The 16,307-nt window shown below is 65.7% G+C and carries 19 protein-coding genes; 7 read left to right on the top strand and 12 right to left on the bottom strand.

Features of this window, described 5'->3' with window-relative positions; all coding sequences use genetic code 11:
• Positions 1-22: 22 nt before the first annotated feature.
• The 12 genes from ASC45_RS07360 to flgA all read right to left on the bottom strand — a co-directional run bounded on the left by ASC45_RS07360 (position 23) and on the right by flgA (position 10,900).
• Positions 23-628: a PilZ domain-containing protein gene (locus ASC45_RS07360; RefSeq protein WP_055450385.1), complete on the bottom strand. Its 606-nt coding sequence runs from the start codon at positions 626-628 to the stop codon at positions 23-25.
• Between the two features lie 74 nt (positions 629-702).
• Positions 703-1,104: a flagellar export chaperone FliS gene (locus ASC45_RS07355; protein ID WP_055450384.1), complete on the bottom strand. Its 402-nt coding sequence runs from the start codon at positions 1,102-1,104 to the stop codon at positions 703-705.
• Positions 1,105-1,128: 24 nt separating this feature from the next.
• Entirely contained in the window at positions 1,129-3,099 is a 1,971-nt protein-coding gene (gene fliD, locus ASC45_RS07350; protein ID WP_055450383.1) for a flagellar filament capping protein FliD, read from the bottom strand.
• Between the two features lie 86 nt (positions 3,100-3,185).
• Positions 3,186-3,584 (bottom strand): hypothetical protein, encoded by a 399-nt coding sequence (locus tag ASC45_RS15715; protein WP_055450382.1) that lies wholly within the window; start codon positions 3,582-3,584, stop codon positions 3,186-3,188.
• 103 nt (positions 3,585-3,687) lie between these two features.
• Positions 3,688-5,163: a flagellin N-terminal helical domain-containing protein gene (locus ASC45_RS07340; protein ID WP_055450381.1), complete on the bottom strand. Its 1,476-nt coding sequence runs from the start codon at positions 5,161-5,163 to the stop codon at positions 3,688-3,690.
• A 203-nt stretch (positions 5,164-5,366) separates the two neighbouring features.
• Positions 5,367-5,576 (bottom strand): hypothetical protein, encoded by a 210-nt coding sequence (locus ASC45_RS16040; RefSeq protein WP_055450380.1) that lies wholly within the window; start codon positions 5,574-5,576, stop codon positions 5,367-5,369.
• 24 nt (positions 5,577-5,600) lie between these two features.
• Complete coding sequence (locus tag ASC45_RS16035; RefSeq protein WP_245609988.1) at positions 5,601-5,762, bottom strand: flagellin N-terminal helical domain-containing protein; 162 nt, start codon at positions 5,760-5,762, stop codon at positions 5,601-5,603.
• Between the two features lie 162 nt (positions 5,763-5,924).
• Positions 5,925-7,103: a coiled-coil domain-containing protein gene (locus ASC45_RS07330; protein ID WP_055450379.1), complete on the bottom strand. Its 1,179-nt coding sequence runs from the start codon at positions 7,101-7,103 to the stop codon at positions 5,925-5,927.
• Entirely contained in the window at positions 7,100-7,609 is a 510-nt protein-coding gene (locus ASC45_RS07325) for a chemotaxis protein CheW (protein ID WP_055450378.1), read from the bottom strand. The genes ASC45_RS07330 and ASC45_RS07325 overlap by 4 nt, the downstream gene beginning before the upstream one ends.
• Positions 7,610-7,704: 95 nt before the next feature.
• Positions 7,705-8,910, bottom strand: a complete 1,206-nt coding sequence (locus ASC45_RS07320) for a histidine kinase (protein ID WP_174514706.1) — start codon at positions 8,908-8,910, stop codon at positions 7,705-7,707.
• Between the two features lie 93 nt (positions 8,911-9,003).
• Positions 9,004-9,981, bottom strand: coding sequence for a GGDEF domain-containing protein (locus ASC45_RS07315; RefSeq protein ID WP_055450377.1), 978 nt, complete (start codon positions 9,979-9,981; stop codon positions 9,004-9,006).
• A gap of 178 nt (positions 9,982-10,159) precedes the next feature.
• Positions 10,160-10,900, bottom strand: coding sequence for a flagellar basal body P-ring formation chaperone FlgA (flgA, locus tag ASC45_RS07310; RefSeq protein WP_072243002.1), 741 nt, complete (start codon positions 10,898-10,900; stop codon positions 10,160-10,162).
• 254 nt (positions 10,901-11,154) lie between these two features.
• Here flgA and flgB point away from each other — a divergent pair, with 254 nt between their 5' ends.
• Genes flgB through ASC45_RS07275 form a run of 7 tightly spaced genes read left to right on the top strand, consistent with a single transcriptional unit; the run spans position 11,155 to position 16,302 of the window.
• Positions 11,155-11,562 (top strand): flagellar basal body rod protein FlgB, encoded by a 408-nt coding sequence (flgB, locus tag ASC45_RS07305; protein WP_055450376.1) that lies wholly within the window; start codon positions 11,155-11,157, stop codon positions 11,560-11,562.
• Between the two features lie 16 nt (positions 11,563-11,578).
• The gene (flgC, locus tag ASC45_RS07300) at positions 11,579-11,995 is read left to right on the top strand and encodes a flagellar basal body rod protein FlgC (RefSeq protein WP_055450375.1); all 417 of its coding nucleotides are present in this window, start codon (positions 11,579-11,581) and stop codon (positions 11,993-11,995) included.
• A 28-nt stretch (positions 11,996-12,023) separates the two neighbouring features.
• A complete protein-coding gene (locus ASC45_RS07295) occupies positions 12,024-12,722 on the top strand; it encodes a flagellar hook assembly protein FlgD (RefSeq protein ID WP_055450374.1) in 699 nt (232 codons plus the stop codon).
• A 49-nt stretch (positions 12,723-12,771) separates the two neighbouring features.
• Positions 12,772-14,019, top strand: coding sequence for a flagellar hook protein FlgE (gene flgE, locus ASC45_RS07290; protein WP_055450373.1), 1,248 nt, complete (start codon positions 12,772-12,774; stop codon positions 14,017-14,019).
• A 35-nt stretch (positions 14,020-14,054) separates the two neighbouring features.
• Entirely contained in the window at positions 14,055-14,792 is a 738-nt protein-coding gene (gene flgF / locus ASC45_RS07285) for a flagellar basal-body rod protein FlgF (protein WP_055450372.1), read from the top strand.
• 23 nt (positions 14,793-14,815) lie between these two features.
• The gene (gene flgG, locus ASC45_RS07280; protein WP_055450371.1) at positions 14,816-15,601 is read left to right on the top strand and encodes a flagellar basal-body rod protein FlgG; all 786 of its coding nucleotides are present in this window, start codon (positions 14,816-14,818) and stop codon (positions 15,599-15,601) included.
• Positions 15,602-15,609: 8 nt separating this feature from the next.
• On the top strand, positions 15,610-16,302 hold the full coding sequence (locus ASC45_RS07275; RefSeq protein WP_245609987.1) for a flagellar basal body L-ring protein FlgH: 693 nt from the start codon (positions 15,610-15,612) through the stop codon (positions 16,300-16,302).
• Positions 16,303-16,307 lie beyond the last annotated feature (5 nt).

Here is a 16,307-nt window from a genome sequence, read left to right as displayed (position 1 = left end):
TCGATTCAGGGCGAGCGGGGCATCACAGCCCCTTGCGCTGCCGCGCCACCTGACGGCGATGGTGACGGAAGATGAGCCGGTCGAGGTCGTTCTGCACCTGCTGATCGAGCGGATCGAGTTCCAGCGTGTGCCAGAACTGCCCCCGGTCGGGGCGCTGCTCCGTGACCTGCCCCGAAAGCAGCAGCGGCAAGGCGATGCGATGCCGCAGGTAGATGCGCGCCCACAGTCGCCGCCCTACGTCCAGCGGCTTCTCGCTGGCCCAGCGCAATTTGCGTGACGACAGCGCACAAGGCCGCTCAGAGGGCAGATTGCCCAGTCCGCGCAGCGCCGCACTGGCCATGAGCAGCAGCAGATCGACCCGCCGCTCCAGGTTCTGGATGGGGTCGCTTCGGCCATGCTCGGTTTCGTGCGACACCGGCGGCTCGTCAAGCATCAGCAAGGCGCGCAACAGGGTGTTGTTGTCGGACATCACCTCGGCTCGCGTCTGGGGCGGGTTCAGCTCGTCCACCCAGTCTAGCGGGAACACCCCGTCGAGCTGCACCGCCGCCACCGCACCGTGCAGCGCATCGGGGTGGCTGGCAAAAAAACGGGAATCGGGAAAATCGGCTGATTCGTTGGGCTCGGACATGGCGCTGTTCTCCTCGCTTGCATTGTCCCACCACAGCAAAAGCCGGGCCAGTCCGAATCGAGAGCGGACAGCGCTCAGGCCGCGGCTTGCTCCAAGCCCTGAAGCCACGAGTCGCGCAGCGCGGTCACGACCGTGCGGCAATCTTCAATGGCCTGCAAGTCGTCGAAGATATTGGCCTGCGCCAGTCGCGCCAACAGATAGGTGTAGATGCGCTCCAGGCGCTCGCCCACCGGCTGCTCGGCGAGCTGCGGGCCGTCGGGCAGCACGGCCAGCAGATGCTCGACCAGTTGATAGGCGCGCCCGAGGGCTTGCCCCTTGAGCGGCAAATCCTTGCCGTCGGGCTGGCGCAGGGCGGCTTCGGCGCGGCGCAGGTATTCCAGAATGCCGTCGAGCCCGAGAACATAGAGCTTGTCTGCGGGAATGCCCTGGTTCTCCACCTGACGATAGGCGCGCGTGGCAAAGGCTGCTGCACTCATCAAACTCTCCTGATATGGCGGCGATCAGCCGCCAGTCGAACTGGAACTAGAACTTGAACTACTGCTGGACGGGTTGAAGAACGCCGTCAGATACTGCCCCACCGATTGCAGTTGGGCCACCTGGGTCTGCATGGCGTTGAACTGCTGCTGCAGCAGCGCGGTCTGCGCCGCAGCGCTGTTCTGCAACTGGGTGATCTGCTGATCGATGCCTTTGATGGTGTTGTTCAGGCCGCTGGTCGCGGCGGAGACGAAGCCGCTCTGGGTGTTGAGCGCCTGCGTCAGAATGGCGTTCATCTGCTGATAAAGGCCCTGGCTGACGGTGACCGAGCCGAGACTGCCCGTGGCTTGGCCGGTGATATTCACCTGCAGCCCCAGCGCCGCGCCGGGGCCCGTCACCGTGAGCTGCTGCCCTGCCCCGGTGCCGACCTGCCCGTTGATCGAGCCGATCACATCGGTGCCCTTGACGGTTTGCAAGGTCGTACCCACCCCGGTACTCCCTGCAGACGCCGGCTGTGTGGAAACGACCGTGAAGCTCTGTGCGCTGCCGTAGCCCGAGGTCTGAAATTCGAGGCTGCCGTTGTTGTTGAGCGCCGTGATGCCGCCCAGACCCTGCTGGCTGAGGGTGGCGTTGATCGTGGCGACGATGGCGTCGATCGTCGAACCCGAGGCCAGTTGCACCGAAACACTGGTGGCGCCCGAGCCGAACACCAGGGTCTCGGAACTGGTGATGCCGCCGCTGGCCACCGGATTGGCTGCGGTGAACGTGCCCTGCGTGGCCCCCGAGGTGACATTCACCGCGTAGGTGCCGGGCTGGGTGTTGTTGCCCGCGCCGACATATTGCACATTGGCGTTGGTGGCCGTTCCCACCTGGCCGAACAAACCGGCCACGGCGTTGTAATTGCTCTGCAGGGCGCTGCTGAGGGTGCCGGAATCGAGCGACAGCGTGCCGTCCTGAGCCAGGCTCACGCCCACCGCGCCGAGCGAGGTGTAGGCACTGCCCGGCGTCGTGCCGATGCCCTGACCGCTGATGAGATTGAGAAGCTGGGTGCGCAGGGTCTGGATGCCAGCGTTGCCGATCAGCGGCCCGTTCTGTCCCGAGGTGCCGCTGGAGGTCGATCCGCCGTTGTACGCGGTGAGCTGATTCAGCGTGCCCATCGTCGTGTTGAAGGCGGTGACGAAACTCTGCACCGAGGTGACGAAGGCGCTGGTGTCGTTGGCCACGGTGAGGGTGGTCGATCCGCTGGCTTCGAGCAGGTTCAGACTCACCCCCGGAATGGCCCCGCTCACCGTGTTGGTGGCGCTGGTCACCGCCAGGCCGTTGATGCTCACCGAAGCATTGCGGGCGGTCTGGCTCTCCGTCATGCCGCCCGAGGTGCTGGGGCTGTAGCTCAGACTCGCCAGCGACCCCGTGGCGCCGCTGGTGCTGACCGTGAACGCATTGGCCGCCCCGGTGTTGTTGCCCGTGAGCGTGAGGCGGTAGCCGGTGCCATCGAAAATGACCGCGGCGTTCACGCCACTGTTGGATTGATTGATCGCCGCAGCAATGCCGTTGAGCGAGTTGTTGCTGTTGTCGATGGTGATATTGGTCGCCGTGCCGCTGCCCACCTGGATCTGCAGCGTGCCGGTGCCCACGGCCGTGTTGGTGGCCGAGGCGAAATCTTGCGAATAGATGCTTTGCGTCTGCGCCAGAACGATATTGCTCAGCGAATAGGTGCCCAGCGGCGCGTTGGAACTGGCCGTTCCCGACACCGCGCTGGAATTGCTCAGATTGACGGTGCGGTTGTTGAGCTGGGTCACGTTCTGCAGCCCGGCCACCGTCGATTGCAGGCTGGAGAGACTGCTCTGCACCGAGCCCCAGGCGCTCAGGGTGGACTGATATGACTGCTGCTGGTTCTGCAGCAGCGTGATGGGCTGCTGATACGCCGCCGACAGCGACGTGATCAACGACTGCACGTTGATTCCGCTCACCAACCCTGAAATGGACACCGACGACATACCGAACTCCCGATGCGTTACCGCTTGTTGAACTTAACGACACTCCCGGGCTGAACTGTAGGGCCGACGAGCCGGAGGCCGAGCATTCAGGCCTTTTCCTGCAGCAGACTGCCTGGCGGCATCGGCTGGTCAGCGTTCTCCGCCGCGGCCTTGACCACTTGCTCGGACGGCACGTAGTAGCGCACGAAGACCTGCTGCGTCACCTTGTCCTTGAGTTCCACTAGAAGCTGGCCCGGGTGCGAGCCGTCTGGATTGAGACCTGCGCTCAGCGCCACCGAGGGCGCCTGCTGGCTGACCTGCTTTTGCAGGGTGTCCACCGCTTTGGCCACAGCTGCGGGTTGAAGCGCGGCAGCGGCTTGCGGCTGCGCCGGACCGCTTGCTGCAGCCGACGCGCCGACGGCGGCCGATGGCGGGTTGGCCGCGATGGTCGGCAGCTGAGGCTTGTTGCTCAGCGCGGCCAGTCCGTTTGCATTTTGAACGTCCATGATGCCTCCATGCACTCGAAACCAGAATCAGGATGCAGATGGCAAAACCCCCGGGACACCTGACGGCGGCCCGGGGAAACCCCCTGGAGAAACTCAGGCGTGCTTACGGCAGCAGCTTGAGGTAGCTCTGTTGCAGCGAGTTCGCCGTGGCCAGAGTCGAGATGCCCGCTTGCTGCAGGATCTGGTACTTGGACAGCTGCGTCGTCGCCTGCGCGATGTTGGCATCCTGCACCACCGACTGCGCGGCCTGCAGGTTGGTCGCCGTGGTCTGCACGTTCTGCACCGAAGCCTGGATCCGGTTCTGGATCGCGCCCAGCGCCCCGCCCTGCTGGTTCAGGGTATTGATCGCCTGGTCAATGATCGACAGCGCCTGGTTGGCCCCTTGCACCGTCGAGACGTCCACCGTGGACACCGCCGACAACGTGCTGATGTTGCTCAGACCGATGGCCGTGCCATTGCCCAGCGAATAGCCCTGGGTGGACTGCAACTGGGTGAAGCCCTGCACCAGTGCAGTGGTATTCGTGCTCGATATCGTTGTACCGCCCGCATCCAGGGTACCTCCACCGGTGAAGCCGGTGATGGAAATGTTCTCGCCCTGGCTTTGGGTGAGCACGAGTTGGTTGCTGGAGTTTACGCTGGCGGCAATGCCGGTCTGGGCGGTCGAGCCATTGATAGCCGAGACGAGGCCGCTCAGGCCGGTAGGCGACACATCGGTGACGTTGGCCGAGATGTTGACCCCGTTGGTCTGACCGGTCGTCGTACCGTTGCCGATGCTGAAGCTGAAGCTGCCGGTGGTGACGGTGAAGGCCACGCTGGTGTTGGCCGTGGCGGTCACACCCGTGTTCTGGCTGATGGCATTGATGCCGGCGGCGACGCTGGCGGCGGAATCCGTCGCGGCCACCGCCACGCTGTCCGAACCCGCATAGCCCGATACCGAGACGTTGCCGGCCGTGAAGGCACCTGCGCTGGCCGTGATGGTGTAAGCCTGACCTGCCGCGTAACCATTGCTGCCTGCCGCGCCGGTCGTGCTGTAAATTGTGCCGCTGGCCGCCATCACGTTATTGCCGATGGCGTTGGAATTGGCGTTGGACACGGACACGTTGATGATCTGGTTGGCGTTGGCGCCCACCTGGAACTGCTGGCCGCTGAACGAGCCGTCGAGCAGGTTCTGACCGTTGAACTGGGTCTGCGTGGCGATGGTCTGCACCTGCGCCAGCAACTGCGACACCACACCTTGCAGCGAGGCCCGGTCTTGCGAGGTGTTGGAGCCGTTGGCCGACTGAACCGCGATGGTGCGGATCTGTTGCAGCAGGTTGGTCTCGTTCTGCAGCGCGCCGGTGGCGGTCTGCACCAGCGACACGGCCTGGTTGCCGTTGGACACGGCCTGATTCAAGCCGTTGATCTGGGTCTGGAAGCGCTGCGAAATGGCGTAGCCCGCCGGGTTGTCCGCAGGCCCGTTGATCTGCTTGCCCGTGGACAGCTGCTGAATGTAGGTGCTCAGACTGCTGGACGTGCTGTTGAGCGCGTTGAGCGAATTCAGCGAATTGACGTTGGTGTTGATGATGCCGGAAATGGCCATGATGGAGCTCCTTTGCTATGGGGAAATCCGGCATCCGTGCCGAATACGGACAACCCTGTCCGCACTCCACTTGACGGCACGCCTGCGTGGGACTTTAGGCTTGCCGGTGAAAATTGTTCTATTGCGGTGGTACCGTCGCAAAAAAGCAGTGCGGCCCTGCCCGTGCAAGACGGAACTGGGCCGCAGCCGTCTGAAAAATCCGCTTAAGGCAGCAGCTTGAGGTAGCTCTGTTGCAGCGAGTTCGCCGTGGCCAGGGTCGAGACGTCCACCGCGGACACCGTCGACAGCGAGCTGATGCTGCTCAGGCCGATATTGCCGCCATTGCCTAGCGAGTAGCCCTGGGTGGACTGCAGCTGGGTGAAGCCCTGCACCAGCGAGACCGCCTGGTTGCCGTTGCTGACTGCCTGGTTCAAACCGTTGATCTGGGTCTGGAAGCGCTAAGAAATGGCGTAGCCCGCCGGGTTGTCCGCAGGGCCGTTGATCTGCTTGCCCGTGGACAGCTGCTGAATGTAGGTGCTCAGGCTGCTGGACGTGCTGATGAGCGCGTTGGGCGAGTTCAGCGAATTGACGTTGGTGATGATGATGCCGGAAATGGCCATGATGAGGCCCCCTTGCCTCGTGTGTTCTGACTCGTGCGTCGGCCGCAGACGTCCTTGTCCACACATCGCACGGCGGCACGCAGTGACAAAACTTTAGGGCGACGCTCAACGATGCCGTTGCGCACTGAACATCCCGGGAGCGTGCGCCTTACCTCCGGTCATTCAGTTTCGTTCCTGAACACTCTCCCGGACTGCCCGCCCCAGCGTCTCGCGAACGTGACTCACCGTAGTCTGAATCTGGGCCCGAGCCGCCGTTCTTTGCCCAAGCGCTTCCCGACAATGTTCCTGGTGCAGGCGCTGGCGCTCACCGGCCTGCTGCGCGGCGGCGATCGCCTGCGCGACGGCGTTCAACGATGCCCGAAGTCGCGCCTGCGCGGCATCGCTGTTCGTCGCTGCCTGATTGGGAAACGGCTCCGGGACGGTGGGGAGATCATCGAGCGCGGGCGCGGTCTGCAAATTCATCTCTCCCGCGCTTGCCAGCAAGGCGTCGAGGTCGGTCTCGGTCTGCTCCAGCGGCAAACCCTCGGCCGCTGGGTCGGAGGCAAGATGCGAAAGTTGCAGACGCAGATTCAGGCCCAGCAACGTCAGCGCCTCGGCGGATTGGGCGAGCCGCTCGGCGTAGCGTCTCTGTTGAAGGGCGCTCTGCTCACTCGTAGCCTCGCGGGCTTGGACGTAGGCTCGAATCGCAGCATCGCGCTCGTTCATCGCCACGGCCTGGGCCTCCATAGCGGTCTGCAGCTCTTCCACCGCCTCTTCCAGCGCCTGGAATGCCTCGACATGGCTCTGCCCAGCCAGGTCTGTTTTGTCTTTGCCTTGCCCGGTCGGTGCGTCCGGCCATGGCTGTGTGTTCAACCAGGCGGATTCCAAAGATGACAAAGCCTGTGCTGCCTGCTGCGCCTGCCCTCGCAGCGCGGCGAGCCGGGCTTCGGCCTGCGCGACCTGGCGCTGCAAGGCCAGACCACGCGCCCGCTCGGCTTCGAGTGCAGACGCCAGCGCGTCGAGCCTAGCCTTGTCGTCCTTTGCCTGGTCCAAGGCTGGGCGTATGGCTGCGACCACGTCGACCAGCGGCTGCCAGATGGCCGACACCGGGGCGTCATCGCGCTGCGACGCAGCGGGGGCCAGCAGGCGTTCGCGCTGGATGTGCTGCATCTGCAGCACATCCAGCCGAAACAGCAGCCCCAGATAGAAAGCCAGCACCACGAGCAGCGCAGCGCCCGCGCACCATGCGGTCAGCAGCAGCGGCGGTTCGGTATCGACCCAGACGAGCGCGACCAGGCCCGCGCCCCAGATCAGGGCCATCAGGCTCAGCCACAGCAGGCGGCGTTGCGGGTTGCGCATCATCTTGACCTCTCCGCCTCGGCCCAGCATGCCTGCCACAAGGCGGCGACATCGAACACGGCGATCGGGTCGGCCGAGGCGGGCAGCGACGCAGAAGGTCGATCGCCCGCGCCCTCCCCCGCATGCAGCAGACCCTGAATGGCGTTCCACGGCGCGGGCAGCCCCGGCCTGGCGGGCGCCCAGTGCCTCGTGAGGGTGGCCGGGCTCAGCCGCAGCAAGCCCTCCACACCGTCCACGGCCAACACGCCGGCCTGCTGCGCCTGCGTCCAGACCAGGAAGCGCGCATCGCCACCGGCAAGGCTGGAGCGCCGCAGCAGGCAGGTGCCCAGATCGAGCACCAGCAGCGGTCGGCCCTGCCACGCCATCAGCCCGGCGCAGTGCGGTTGCCGCTCGGGGCTCGGCAAGGCAATCAGCCGGGGTGCCAGAACGACCTGCCGCACGGGGGCCGCCTCCAGCGCATGAATCTGGCCGCCCACTCGAAACCTCAACCAGGACAAGCCTTGGCTCATGGCATGCCCCGGCGCGCTCACTGCACTACCCTCCTCGCTACGCTCGACCCCCCGAGGGAGTTGAGCGCCACCTTCGGGCGGCCGTGCGGTGGCGCTCATGCCTCAGCCCCCGCAAGCAGCTTTTGGCTGAGCCAGGGAAGGTCAATGAGAAGCACCGGCTCTCCAGCGTCCGGTGCCCAGGGGGCGCCCTGCCAGGCCGTGGCCTGCACGCCGCAAGCCGTCTTAACCGCCTGCGGCACGGGCCAAAAGATCAGCTCCCCCGACGGGCCGATGGCATCGACCCGCACGGCAAACGGCGGCTCTCCCGATGGGGGCTGCAGCAACAGCGCCGCACGACGATCTGGCGCGATGGCCTCTCCCTGGGTCCAGCACAGGGCGAGATCGAGGGCTGGCAAAGCCTCGTCGTCATGGAGCAGGAGCAGAGGTCCGCCGGGCTGTATCCAGCAAGGCGTGTCGGGCGCCAGCACCCGCGACGCCGATGCCACCGGCACCGCCACAACCCAGGGGCCGACCCTGGCCGTCTGCACCGCCAGGGGCTGGCCGCCTTCTGCCTGCTGCTGCGCCGGTTGGTCGGGGGCTTGCACCGCGTTCTCGGGTTCCGGTTCCGGTTCCGGTTCCGGTTCCGGTTCCGGTTCCGGTTCCGGTTCCGGTTCCGGTTCCGGTTCCGGTTGCGTCTCCAGTTGCGTCTCCGGTTGCGTCTCCGGTTGCGTCTCCGGTTGCGTCTCCGGTTGCGTCTCCGGTTCCGTCTCCGTCTCCGGCTCCGGCTCCGGCTCCGGCTCCGGCCCCGGTTCTGGCTCCGGTTCTGGCTCCGGCTCCGGCTCCGGCTCCGGCTCCGGCCCCGGTTCTGGCTCCGGTTCTGGCTCCGATTCTGGCTCCGGTTCTGGCTCGGGCGCCAAATCAATGGTGAAGGCCGATGGCGGCTCCGACTCCGGCGGAGGCGAAATGTCTTCTGAACCGGCCAGATGACGACGCAAGCCGTCGATCACCGCTTGCAGTTGATCCCAGCGCAAGGGGGCGCCTGCAGCCATCGCGGGCAGTTGCTGCAACAGGTCTTGCTCGCCAAGGCGACAGAGTGTGCTGACGGCTTCGAGCTGCAGGAAGTCGGCGCCGATGCGGATGCCTCGCAGCGCTTCGGCCGCGTTACCCAGGGCTTGCAGGGTTTCGTCGCGCGTGGTCTGGGGCTGCAATCCGGCGATGAACAGACGCAGAAACTCCTCCGCATCCACGCGGAAAGCCGCCTGCAGTTCCTGCGCGCTGGCCGAGCGCAGGCTGCTGGGCGGTCGGTGGCCGAGGGTTGCCATGGTCATGGTGGAGGCGCTCGCCACCTCAGTCGATCGGGCCTTGCCGCCTTCGTGATGGCGTGACACATGAGCGCATGGCGCAAGACGAAGATCTCATCGGCACGTTCCGCGCTCGAGGCGCACCTGATCCCGCCCCTCGGCCTTGGCGTTGTAGAGCGCCAGATCGGCACAGCGCAGGGTCTGGGCGATCGCGCGGTCGGTCAGGGCCGCCACGCCTGCGGAGATGCTGATGTGCAAGCCGCCAGTCTGGGTCTGCACCAGAGGACGCTGCGCGATGGCCTGCCGCATGCGATCGACGATACGCACCGCCTGCGCCGCCGTGGCGCCGGGCAGAACGAGCACGAACTCCTCGCCGCCGTAGCGATAAACCCCGTCGTAGGGGCGCAGTGTGCTGCGCATGAGGCGGGCAAGCGCCGTCAGTACCCGGTCGCCGGTCTGGTGGCCGTGCTGGTCGTTGACGCACTTGAAGTGATCGACATCGAGCATCACGACCGCGCATGGGCGACCTTGGCGTGAGACCAGAGACTGTTCGCCCTGCAGACGCTGCTGCAGCGCGGCGCGCCCCGGCAGCCCGGTGAGCGGGTCATGCGCCGCGCGCTGGGCGGCCAGCGCCACCTCGAGATCGGCAAAGCCCTGCAGCACGTCCAGGCCCAGATCGATCAGACGGTCCCAGGTCTGCATGGCGCGAAGCTGCTGCTTGTCGGTGGCGGCAAGCGCATTGATCAACAGGCAGAGTTCGTCGAGCCGCTGCAACTGCGCCTCGCGCAAGGGCGGGAGATCGGCGGTATCTGGCCCGCAGGCCTCGATCGCCTGGTCGAGCTGGTGTTCGATCGCAGCTCGCGGCAACGCCGCCACCGCACCAGGATTCTGGCGATAAGCCCCCAGGCGCAGACAGCGCTGCAACCAGGCGGCATAGATCTGTCGAGCGAGGCGCAACGCCTCGGTGTCTGCGGAGCTGGGTGGCTGCACCGCCAAGGAAGCGGCGTCATCGCACCGACTCTCAATCACGCTCAAGTGCGGCGCAGACCACGCGCTCGACTCGGCAGTGGGCATCAGGGCAAGGGCTCGCATGAGGATCTCCTAATAGGGTTGATCCCTGCATAGCAAACCCGGTGCCACCCCGTTATGCCACCCTCGAGCATTTATCAGTGGATACTTGCCCCCAATTACAGCCATCCAAGGATTGAATCAGGCCGCCATTCCCCTCAAAACCCCGTAAAGACGGTTTTTTGACGCCATCAACCCTGACTTACTGCAGCGGCACCACCACCTGCCCCTGCGCATCCACGACGCCGCTGACCACCCGGCCCGACTGCACATTGCGCACCAGCACCGACTGCCCGACCCGGCCATCGGCCAGGGCCTGCCCCAGCGCCACCAGTCGTACCCCCAGCCCCTGGGCGACGAGGCTGACCGACTGGCCGTAATGGACCAGCTGCGGGCCCGTCAGCATGCTCTGCACCAGCGGCTGGCCAGCCGCCACGCTGTAGCGCAGCACCTGCCCGACCAGCGCCTGGGCATCGTTCACCGCCCCTGGGGGCAGACGCGTCGCATCGCGCTCGACCGTGGTGAGGTCGGCTGCGGTAAGCACATGCCCGGCCTGCAGCGCGCGCGCCACGACCACCACGCCCTGCTGCCGGTCGACACGTACCGGCAGATAAAGCGTCCACACCGCAGGCCTCGCGCAGCGCACTTCCACCGTCTGCGCGCCATAGGGATTCGGGTTGCCGAAGTAGGCGGTGCGAAGCTCGGCGCAGGGCGGAAAGCGCAATCCGGGTGCGGGGCCCTGCACGTCGATCATCACCTTCTCGCCACTCGCAGGCAGACCCGCGCGCACGAAGGCCTCGACCGCCGCGCGAATCTTCGCAGGGCTCTCCGCGGCAGGCACCGCCCAGGCCGCCGACATGCCGCCCAGTGCGATGACAAGGCCGAGAGCCCACAGACCGGCGACAAACCGGCCATGACGAAACCGAGGAAAGATGCGCAGCATGGCGTGAAGACTAAAGGGCCAGAGTTGGAGAAGACGCCCACAATCCGCAAGGTTCATACCAGCAAGGACGCGTCTCTTTCGCCCCTGACGACTGCCTGCCGCACATCCCCTGACCGGCAAACTCTTGCCGCTGGGCGCTTGCCGCTCGCCGTGGCAAACGCATTCTCCGAGGGCAAGGCAGTTGCGCAGCGGCTTGACCTCGCTGGCATGGAATCTGCAGTCAACAGGGCCAGCAACGCTCAGAAACAACAGCCATGACCTCAGCCCTCGACCGCGAATTCGCCCCGCTTCAAACCGCACTGAACCTGCGGGCGCAGCGGCAGCAACTGCTGTCGGCCAACATCGCCAACACCAATACGCCCGGCTACAAGGCGGTGGACCTGGATTTCTCGGCCGCTTACAAGGCCGCGCTGTCCGGTCAGCAAACCGGCAGCCTGCCGCTCAAGACCGACCATCCCCGCCAGCTCGCAGGCAGCGTCGCCCCGGCGGGCTCGGACTTCGTCGCCTACCAGGCCGGCAACACCGTGCGGCTCGACGGCAATTCGGTCGACATGAACCGCGAGCAGGCGGCGTTCCAGAAAAACAGCATTCAGTACGAAGCCGACCTGACCTTTCTCACCGGCAAGATCAAAACCCTGACCTCGGCCATCACCGGCAACTGATTCCAGGACCGACACCATGTCCCTGTTCTCCGCCCTCGACGTCGCCAACTCCGGTCTCACGGCCGAGAGCTACCGTCTCAACGTCGTGGCCAGCAATCTGGCCAACGCCAACTCCGCCGTCAGCTCCAACGGCCAGCCCTACCGTGCCCGCGAAGTGGTGTTTGCCGCGCAGCCTCTGTCCGGCCCGGGCGTGCCCGCCGGTGTCAACGGTGTGCAGGTGGCCGGCGTGGTGGAAAAGCCCGGCCCGCTCAAGTTCGTCTATGACCCCGGCAACCCGCTGGCGAACAAGGACGGCTACGTCAGCTACCCCAACGTCAATCCGGTCGACGAGATGGTCAACATGATTTCCGCCTCGCGCGCCTATCAGGCCGACGTCAACGTGATGACCACCACCAAGAACCTGCTGCTGAAAACCCTCACCCTGGGCCAATGACCCTCGGCGCTGAACAAGGAAACCCACCATGAGCACCTCTCCCATCGGCTCCAACGCCTTCCTCTCCTCGCTGCAGACCAGCAGCAGCAGCGGCACCTCGGGCAGCAGCACCAGCGGTCTGGGCGGTCTGGCCGACGTCAACACCTTCTACACCCTGCTGGTGACCCAGCTCACCAACCAGGACCCGATGAACCCGCTGAGCAACCAGGACCTCTCGGCCCAGCTGGCCCAGTTCAGCACGGCCAGCGGCATTCAGAGCATGCAGCAGTCCATGGCCACCCTCACCGCCCAGCTCGCCCAGACCCAGGGTCTGCAGGCGGCCAATCTGGTGGGGCAGACCGTGGTGTTCGACAACAACAGCGTCAGCCTGCCCGCCAGCGGCACTGCGGCCGGTGGCTTCACCCTGGCCTCCGCCGCGCAGAACGTGCAGGTGCAGGTGGTCAACAGCGCCGGGCAGACCGTCAGCACCCTGCAGCTCGGGGCGCTGCCCACCGGCGTGCAGACCTTCACCTGGGACGGCTCCACCAGCAACGGCCAGCAGGCCCCGGCGGGCAACTACACCTTCAACGTCAGCGCCACCGACGGCACCGGCCAATCGGTGGCCGCAGTGCCCTTCGGCACGGGCAAGGTGCAGTCGGTCTATCTGAGCGGCAGCAACGGCCCGTCGCTGCAGTTGCAGGGCCAGAGCGGCACCGTACCGCTGTCGAGCATCCAGGGCGTGATGTAAGCGCCAGAACCTTTCAGCATTCCGATCACATCGTTTTCCGGGGGATTCCATGAGCACGTTTCAAACCGCCCTGTCCGGCCTGAAGGCCGCTTCCACCGATTTGCAGGTGATGGGCAACAACATCGCCAACGCCAGCACCGTCGGCTTCAAGAGCTCCAACGCCGAGTTCGCCGACAGCTACGCCGCAGCCATCGCCGGCACCTCGCCGCAGTACGGGCAGGTCGGTATCGGCACCACCGTTTCTACCGTGGCGCAGCAGTTCTCGCAGGGCAATATCGAAGCCACCAGCAACCCGCTCGACGTGGCCATCAACGGCAGCGGCTTCTTCCAGTTCGACTACAACGGCTCCACGGTGTATGGCCGCAACGGCCAGTTCCAGCTCGACAAGAACGGCTACATCGTCGATGCCAGCGGCGGCCAGCTCATCGGCACTCCGGCGGTCAGCGGTGTACTCACCGGAGGCTCTGGGCCGCTGCAGATCACGGCCACCACGCTGGCCCCGAAGGCCACGACCAGCGGCACCCTGCAGTTGAATCTCAACGCCTCGGTCACCCCCATCGCCAGTGGCACCGCCTTCAGCACCAGCGACCCCACCAGCTACAACTATTCCACGACCAGCACCGTCTACGACAGCCTGGGCACCGCGCATCTGCTCACGACCTACTACGCGCTGCCGTCCACCGGGGCCACTGCCAGCGGCCAGGCGTGGAACGTGTATTACTCCGTGGACGGCACCAGCGCGGCGGGCGGCATCACCAGCGGTGGTCCTTCGACCATTCAGTTCACCCCCACCGGTGCCATCAGCGGCACCGCGACCCTTGCAGTCAGCGGCATCACCTGGGCCGATGGCGCCGCGCCGTCGAACATCACCCTGAACTTTGCCGGTTCGACCAACTACAACGCCACCTCGGTGGTGAACGCGCTCACCACCGACGGTTCGGCGGTGGGCCAACTCAGCAATCTGTCGGTCGATCCGAGTGGCGTCATCTACGGCCGCTACACCAACGGTCAGTCGGCGACGCTGGGCATGATCACCCTGACCAACTTCAAGGCGCCGCAAGGGCTGCAGAGGCTGGGGAACAACTACTTCGTTCCCACCTACGCATCGGGGCAGCCGCTCACCGGCCAGCCTGGCGGCGGGGGGCTCGGGGTGCTGCAGTCGAGTGCCGTGGAGCAATCCAACGTCGATTTGTCGTCGCAACTGGTCAATCTCATCGTCGCGCAGCAGGCCTATCAGGCCAATGCGCAGACCATCAAGACACAGAACCAGGTGGTCCAGACTTTGCTTAGCCTGTAAGCAAACCCAACCTCGACCCCACCCAAGACCGAGCCATGGACACCTTATGGATTGCCGCCACCGGCGCCCGCGCCGTGCTGCAGCAGCAGGCGGTGACGGCCAACAATCTGGCCAACGTCAACACCACCGGCTACCGCGGCGAACAGGCGCAGTTCCGCGCCTTGCCGGTGTACGGCAACGCCTTGCCGACCGGCGCCTACACCGCGGTGCAGGGGCACAGCGCCGATCTGCAGGAAGGGCCTATCGTGCACACCGGGCGCAATCTCGACGTGGCGATTCAGGGTCAGGGCTGGATCGCGGTGCAGGCTCCCAATGGCGACACGGCCTACACCCGCAACGGCGATCTGCAGATCAACAGCAACGGCATTCTCTCCACCAGCGACGGTCGGCCGGTGCTCGGCCAGAGCGGCGCGCCCATCTCCATGCCGCCGCTGGAGTCGATCCAGATCGGCTCGGACGGCACCATCTCCGGCGTTCCGGTGGGCAGCCAGCCCAACGCCCTGGTCGTGGTCAATCGCATCCAGCTCGTCAACCCGCCCGCCGCCCAGATGCAGCGCGGCGCCGATGGCCTGTTCCGCGACATGCAAGGCCCGGCACCGGCCGATGGCACGGTGCAGCTCGCCGTGGGTTCTCTGGAAGGCAGCAACGTCAATCCGATGCAGGCCATGATCCAGATTCTCGACAACACCCGCGCGTTTGAAATCCAGACCAAGCTGATGCAGACCGTGGACCAGAATCACCAGGCCGCCACGCAACTGCTCAACGTCAGCTGAACTCCGCAGAAAGACCGACCACCATGATCCGCTCGCTTTACGTCGCCCGCACCGGCCTGGAGGCCGAACAGACCCGCATGGACGTGATCGCCAACAACCTGGCGAACGTCAATACCAGCGGCTTCAAGGGCTCGCGCGCCGTATTCCAGGACCTGCTCTACCAGAACCTCACCCAGCCCGGCGCGCAATCGTCGCAGAGCACCCAATACCCCAGCGGCCTGCAGCTCGGCACCGGCGTGCGCCCAGTCGCCACCGAGCGCCTGATGACCCAGGGCAATCTCACGCAGACCGGCAACTCGCTCGACGTCGCCATCAACGGCCAGGGCTTCTTCCAGGTGCTCAAACCCGACGGCACCATCGCCTACACCCGCGATGGCACCTTCCAGCTCAACAATCAGGGGCAGCTCGTCACCGCCAACGGCTATCTGGTGCAGCCCACGGTCACCATTCCGGCAAGCGCGCAGACCGTGACCATCGGCAACGACGGCACCGTGTCGGTCACCCTGCCCGGCCAGGCCGCGCCGCAGCAGGTCGGCGCGCTGCAACTGGCGAGTTTCGTCAACCCCACGGGCCTGCAGAGCGTGGGCGACAACCTCTACCTGCAGACCGGCTCCAGCGGCGCGCCCAATACCGGCCAGCCCACGCTCAACGGCCTGGGCTCGGTGCAGCAGGGCTATCTGGAATCGTCAAACGTGAACGTCGTCGCCGAGCTGGTGGACATGATCTCCACCCAGCGCGCCTACGAAGTCAACAGCAAGGCGGTGCAGGCCTCCGACCAGATGCTGCAGTACGTCAACAACAACCTGTGATGACCGCCATGCGCGCAACCCGCCTTCTCCGTGCCTGGCTGGGCGCCGCCTGCGTGCTGGCACTGGCCGCCTGCGCCTCGCCGCAGCAGCACATGAGCAGCGAGGCGCTCAAACCCCTGCCCATTCCAGCCGAGCCCGAACCGATGAACGCGCACGCGCCCAACGGTGCCATCTGGCAGCCGGGCACCAATGTCTCGCTGTTCGAGGACAGCCGCGCCCACCGCGTGGGCGACCTGATCACCGTGCTCATCCAGGAAAACGCCAACGCCACCAAGTCGACCAACACCACGGTGAACAAGGCCGACAGCGTGAGCGCCGGGCTGTCGAGCTTCTTTGGCAAGCCATTCACCGTGGGCGGCTACTCGCCGTCGATGGGGCTGACCTCGTCGAGCAAGTTCGGCGGCAACGGCGCCACCTCGCAGAGCAACACCTTCACCACCACCCTGCAGGCCACGGTGGTGCAGGTGATGAGCAATGGCAATCTGCAGATTGCCGGCCAGAAGGAAGTCATGCTCAACGGCGGACACGAATACATCCGCGTCGCCGGTGTGGTGCGCGCCGCCGACGTGAGCCCGCAAAACACCGTGCTGAGCACCCAGATCGCCAACGCCCGCGTGGAATACAGCGGCACCGGCGATGTGTACGCAGCCGCCAAGGTTCCCTGGCTGGCGAGCTTCTTCCTCTCGCTCTGGCCGTTCTGATTGCG

It is taken from the genome of Thiomonas bhubaneswarensis (assembly GCF_001418255.1).
Lineage (GTDB): Bacteria > Pseudomonadota > Gammaproteobacteria > Burkholderiales > Burkholderiaceae_C > Thiomonas > Thiomonas bhubaneswarensis.
This window is presented reverse-complemented; position numbering and strand designations above follow the sequence as displayed.